Source organism: Dorea sp. 210702-DFI.3.17, assembly GCF_020560825.1.
Lineage (GTDB): Bacteria > Bacillota > Clostridia > Lachnospirales > Lachnospiraceae > Dorea > Dorea formicigenerans.
In genome coordinates, this window is sequence record NZ_JAJCNB010000060.1 from 1 (window position 1) to 5,923 (window position 5,923).

Below are 5,923 nucleotides of genomic sequence, written 5' to 3' on the forward strand. Positions count from 1 at the left end.
CACTACTAAAATCCTTAACTTAATGACATTGTTTTTGAAAAAACCCCGTCCCCAAACAGACTTCTACCTGTCCCTTTTGAATTGTGTGTATTTTTACTTTCCTTTTTTATGGGGGTTTCCGGATTTTCTAACCTGTCCCTTTTTGGAATTGTGGAATGTTTTTGTACAATTTGTTTTTTTACGCACTTTTTACATAAGAAGAAAGCGTCAATTCTTTCTGAACTGACGCTTTTTTACCTATATATATTCTTCCACTTCGGTTTCTTCTTCCAGCAGGTTCTCCATGCTTTTCAGGCTGATGTACAGGGTTGATGTGTTATGAAGTAGTGCTGATACGGTTGGCTGTAGGATTCCGGTGACGCCAAGTATGATGAGGGCGGTGTTGAATCCTACGATGTTGCGGTAATTTTTGTGAATTCGTTTCATTAATTTATTACTGATCTGCTTCAGTGTTACGATTTCGCTCAAGTCGTCGCCGCTCATGGTCACGTCTGCGATCTCGCGGGCGATCTCTGCGCCGTCGCTGATTGCGATTCCGATGTCTGCTGCGGATAGTGCCGGTGAATCGTTGATTCCGTCTCCGATCATGATGACTTTTCGTCCGGCGGCTTTTTCCTGCTCTACGAAGTTTGCCTTGTCTTCCGGCAATACTTCCGAGTAATATACGTCCACGCCTACTCGTTTGGCGATTGCTTTTGCGGTACGGTCGCTGTCCCCAGTCATCATAACTACTTTGCTGATGCCTGCTGCCTTCAGATTTTTGATGATCTGTGGTGCTTCTTCTCTCAGCGGGTCTTCGATGCAGATGACTGCTGCCAGTTTTCCTTCGATTGCCATGTACAAATGTGAGTATTCGGATGGCAGTTCCTGGAATTTTTCTTCCATTCCTTCTGGAATTTGGCTCTCTTCATCTTCGAATACGAAATGATAGCTTCCAACGACGACTTTTTGGTCATTGATTTTTGAGGAAATGCCGTGTGCCACGATGTACTCTACTTTTGAGTGGAACTCTTCATGGATAAGCCCTTTGTCCTGTGCTGCATTTACAACTGCTTTTGCCATGGAGTGTGGAAAATGTTCTTCCAGGCAGGCGCCGATTCTCAGCAATTCGTCTGGTGTCTTATCGCAGAATGGTACGACATCTACGACTGTCGGCTGTGCTTTTGTCAGTGTTCCTGTCTTGTCAAATACGATGGTATCTGCTTCTGCCATTGCTTCCAGATATTTTCCGCCTTTGACTGTGACGTTGTAGCTGCTTGCCTCACGGATTGCAGACAATACGGAAATCGGCATGGCCAGTTTCAGTGCGCATGAAAAATCTACCATCAATACAGCCAGTGCTTTTGTTACATTTCTTGTAAGAAGATAGGTAAGACCTGTTCCTGCCAATGTGTATGGAACGAGTTTATCCGCCAAATGTTCTGCCTTGCTTTCCAGTCCGGATTTGAGTTTCTCGGATTCTTCGATCATCGTCACGATCTTCTCAAATTTACTTGATCCATTTGCCTCTCTTACACGTATAGTAAGCTCGCCTTCTTCTACAACCGTTCCGGCATACACTTCTCCATTTTCTATCTTGCGTACTGCCACGGACTCTCCAGTCAAAGACGCCTGGTTGACCATTGCCTCGCCTTCCACAACTGTTCCGTCAAATGGAATTACATTTCCCATGTGGATGCGTACCATATCGCCGCTCTTTACAGATGAAAATGGTACTAATACTTCCTGACCGTCGCTGACAAGCCATACTTTGCTGATGTTCAGTGACATGCTTCTTGCCAGGTCACCAACGGATTTCTTGTGTGTCCACTCTTCCAGGATTTCGCCGATTCCAAGCAGGAACATGACGGATCCTGCAGTTGCGATATCTCCGCGGAACATAGATACTCCGATTGCGGTCGCATCCAGTACCGGAACTTCAATCTTGCCTTTTGCAAGTGTACGCACACCCATCCAAAGATATTTCACAGATTTTACTGCTGTGATACATGCTCTGACCGAATATGGCAAAAATAATTTATTTCCATAATGATAGATTACAGTTTCAACTAACTTATCCCAATATTCCTGATTCAGTTCGCGTCCGGAATTCTGTGCATAATTTTCCGGAATGTCAACTTCCTCATAACGGAATGTTTGAAGCAGTTTGATTACTTTCTCTCTGTCGCCTTTATAACAGATCGTAAAGTCTCCCGTGCGGTTCTGTACTTTTGCAGATGTAATCATATCCTGGGATTCCAGATAATATTGCATCCGGTCTGCCTGCTCAAATGTCATTCTGTACTGTACAGCATGGGCACGGATCCTGCCTTTAATCTCATGCTTGATTACAAATTTCATGTATATTTTCCTTCTTTCCCTGCTTTCTTCCTTCCCTGCTTACCTCGCAGTGATTCGCTTGCAGTGGTTCGCTTGCTGTTGATTCTCTTACAACTTGTCAAGACACCTGCAGTCTTAACCACAGGTGTCCTGATTTTTCCTTACATTTTTATAATTATCACAATAATTTTTATGCTAGTTCTCCTTGAACTACCCTGCTGTCTGACTTTGCTGTCTTACTTTGCTGTCTTACTTACCTGTCTTACTTTGCTGTCTTACTTACCTGTCTGACTTTGCTGTCTTATCTGCGTTTTTACTCGGCTGTCTCTTCCGCAAAATCTGTCTCATCAGCTTCTGCTGCTTCCTCTGCTTCTTCGGCCTCTTCTGCTGCTACTGCCTCTGCGTACTCCTGCTCTTCTTTTGCTGCTCTGTCTTCGTTGATCTGCTGTGCTTCTGCATATACGTCCTCTGCATTTTCCTGAATTGTAGCTGCTGTCTTAAGCACACACTCTTTTGCTCTTAAAACTGCTGCTGTACAGTTTGTGTATAATTTTTTAGCGTCCTTGCTGGACAGAACTTTGATTCCTGCAGTTCCGAATAATACTCCTGCTGCAAAGATTCCTGTCTTCTTTCCATCTACTTTTTTTAAGCCTTTTAAAATGTTTGACATCTTTTGTCTCCTGCCTTTCTTTCTACTTCTAGGTTCTTATATGATGTTAGTATATGTGATATGTACTTTTTGGTTCAATACTATATCATCACTTTGAATTCACTAAATTGTAACGCATTTGTTTTTTCATTTCCACTTCTTTTTCCTTATTGATAATTATTACTCACTTGAGCCGGCTTATTGATTTTTGTTCTCATTATAGCTGAAATTGAATATCATTACGCACGAATTATCTGTCTTTTTCTTCCTCATCCATATCCATTTCATCTATATACATTCTAAGTCCTACTGTGCTTGTGACCGGCAGGGAAAATATAATTGTTTTTTCTTTGCTGGCAAGTCCTGTCTGCTCCATCATGGCTTTCATGATTGCATTTTTCTGTTTCTTTCTTGTGACGATCAATATGATTTCTTTTTCTGCCGCCAGTGATACGCCAAGAAATTTTTCTGCTGTTTCCATGCCGGTTCCTTTCGCATGGATCACGGTTCCGCCTCCGGCTCCTACACTTCTCGCCACGTCCATCACGGTGTCGATGCACCCCTGATTGGCAATTGCTACTAATAATTCATATTCTGTTTCTTTCAAAGTGGACTCCTCCTCCCGTTCAAATTTCTCGCTCTGTATCAGGAAATGTAATGTTTTTTCTCCGCCGATGCTGCTGAGTGGCACGATAAATGCAATTCCGGTTCCCGGCACGTCGATCTGCATCTTTACAATCATTTCCCGCCTTAGTTTCTTCCACGTTTCTTCTGTTACCACCGATAGAATTACGACCTTTTCTGATTCTTCCAATCCGAAATAGTCCAACATCTCACTATTTGCGGTTCCACGTCCCAATGTTGTAAAGAAAACCATATGCTCATTTTTCTTATAAAATTCTTCAAATTTCTTCTTTCGGTTCCTGTCTGTAATCGTCACCATCATATATAATCTACTCATAAATTATCTCCGAACTTTCTAATTTTCTTAAACATTTTCCATCTTCACTAATATGCGCCTTGTAAAAATCTCTATCCCTGTTTACAACTCGACTGTTTACAACTCAATGATTTCTTGATTGTCTACATTGTCTAGATTTTCTATGCATACTTTTATACTTGTGTAATCTTTTGCTGCCTGTTTTTCTTTCATCTGTTCCTGAATCTGATAGATCAGTCCAAGGATTTGAATTGTTATAAGCGGCGTCATTGCTACCATAGCTACCACTCCAAACGCATCTGTCACAACATTTCCACCTAGCGCCTCGCATGCTCCCATTGAAAATGGCAGTAAAAATGTTGCTGTCATCGGTCCGGATGCTACGCCTCCTGAGTCAAATGCGATTGCTGTGAATATTTTGGGCACGAAAAATGTTAATCCTAGGGCTACTGCGTATCCTGGGAGCAGAAACCACAAAATCGAAATGCCGGTAAGCACCCGTACCATTGCCAGTCCCAGAGAGAATGCGACTCCGATGGACAGACTCATTCCCATTGCTTTTGCGGAAATGGCTCCGGAAGTCAGTTCTTCTACCTGTTCCGTTAATACATATACTGCTGGTTCCGCTTTTACGATAAAGTAACCGATCAGCATACCGATCGGCACGATGATCCATGGATAGGAAAGCCCCGCAATCACTTGCCCCAGATAATTACCTGCCGGCATAAATCCCACATTTACCCCTGTCAGGAAAAGTACAAGACCTATGTATGTATAAATGATTCCTATAATAATTTTTACCAATGTCTTTTTGTGAAGATGTAATGATACAATCTGAAAAATGAAGAAAAATAAAATAATTGGCAGCAAAGAGATCAGCATTTCTTTCATATAATAAGGAAGTCCTTCTTGAAAAAGCTGCCACATTTCTACTGAATTATCAGTCTTCACAATCATTGTCTGTTCGTATCCACTTTCCTCTGGGTGGTAAAGTAAGCCAAGCAGCAATACTGCCAGAATTGGTCCGACTGAACACAATGCAACCAGACCAAAGCTGTCATTTTCCGCATGTTTATCACTTCGAACTGCTGAAAATCCGATTCCTAACGCCATAATAAATGGTACTGTCATAGGTCCTGTTGTTACTCCGCCTGAATCAAATGCCACTGTCAGGAAATCTTGTGGAACAATGCTTGCCAAAATGAATATGATTGGGTACAAAATTAAAAGCATATGTGCCAGTGGAATTCCAAATAACATTCGAAGTACCGCGGCTACAAGAAATATTCCAACTCCTGTTGCTACTGCAATAATCAGCGTGTAATTGGGAATGGATGGAACTTGTTCAGCCAATACTTGAAGATCCGGTTCTGATATGGTGATGATAAAGCCAAGGATAAAACACAGCACTATCACTACACTTATCTTTCTTGTATTGGTCAGTTTCGTTCCTATTCGTTCTCCCATAGGAGTCATCGCCATCTCCGCACCAAGTGTAAAGAACATCATTCCGATGATCAGAAGAACCGCACCAACAACAAAAGTCATCAGGACGCTGTTTGGAATGGGCGCAATGCTAAAGCATAACACCAACACAATGCCTATGATCGGCAACACAGCTCCTAATGACTCTTTTAGTTTTTCCAGTAAATTTTTTTGATATAATTGTAATCCCATAAACGCCTTTCTTCTATATTTAATATGTATTAATTAATATGTATCCTTTAATAAAGTACCTTTTCGAACACTATTTTAATGAACTTGGGACTCGCTTAACGACCTTGGAACTCGCCCCAGCATCTTTTAATTATTCTAACATAAATGTGGTTGTTTTTTGAAGCTTTAAAGACGTTAATATTATGCTAAGTTTTTAACAACTTGGCATAGGGTTTTATATAATAAGAAAGTAAATTTCTTATTATACAAAAAAACCTGTAAGTATTATACTTACAGGTTTTAGCTCCCCGAGTAGGGTTCGAACCTACGACCCTTCGGTTAACAGCCGAATGCTCTAC

At 41.5% G+C, this 5,923-nt stretch carries 4 protein-coding genes; all 4 read right to left on the bottom strand.

All coding sequences use genetic code 11. The annotated features are described in order from the left end of the window. Nucleotides 1-237 precede the first annotated feature (237 nt). A complete protein-coding gene (locus LI149_RS14705) occupies nucleotides 238-2,340 on the bottom strand; it encodes a heavy metal translocating P-type ATPase (RefSeq protein ID WP_227143584.1) in 2,103 nt (700 codons plus the stop codon). A gap of 292 nt (nucleotides 2,341-2,632) precedes the next feature. Continuing rightward, nucleotides 2,633-2,989 carry a DUF6110 family protein gene (locus LI149_RS14710; protein WP_005336087.1) on the bottom strand — a complete coding sequence of 119 codons (357 nt, stop codon included), beginning with the start codon at nucleotides 2,987-2,989 and terminating at the stop codon, nucleotides 2,633-2,635. Between the two features lie 229 nt (nucleotides 2,990-3,218). After that, nucleotides 3,219-3,929 carry a P-II family nitrogen regulator gene (locus LI149_RS14715; protein WP_117650688.1) on the bottom strand — a complete coding sequence of 237 codons (711 nt, stop codon included), beginning with the start codon at nucleotides 3,927-3,929 and terminating at the stop codon, nucleotides 3,219-3,221. 96 nt (nucleotides 3,930-4,025) lie between these two features. Beyond that, entirely contained in the window at nucleotides 4,026-5,585 is a 1,560-nt protein-coding gene (locus LI149_RS14720) for a DUF1538 domain-containing protein (RefSeq protein ID WP_227143585.1), read from the bottom strand. Nucleotides 5,586-5,923: the final 338 nt, after the last annotated feature.

Excerpts from the sequence above, each read along its gene's own strand:
- LI149_RS14705 (WP_227143584.1), bottom strand. The coding sequence starts at position 2,340 with ATGAAATTTGTAATCAAGCATGAGATTAAAGGCAGGATCCGTGCCCAT.
- LI149_RS14710 (WP_005336087.1), bottom strand. The coding sequence starts at position 2,989 with ATGTCAAACATTTTAAAAGGCTTAAAAAAAGTAGATGGAAAGAAGACA.
- LI149_RS14715 (WP_117650688.1), bottom strand. The coding sequence starts at position 3,929 with ATGAGTAGATTATATATGATGGTGACGATTACAGACAGGAACCGAAAG.
- LI149_RS14720 (WP_227143585.1), bottom strand. The coding sequence starts at position 5,585 with ATGGGATTACAATTATATCAAAAAAATTTACTGGAAAAACTAAAAGAG.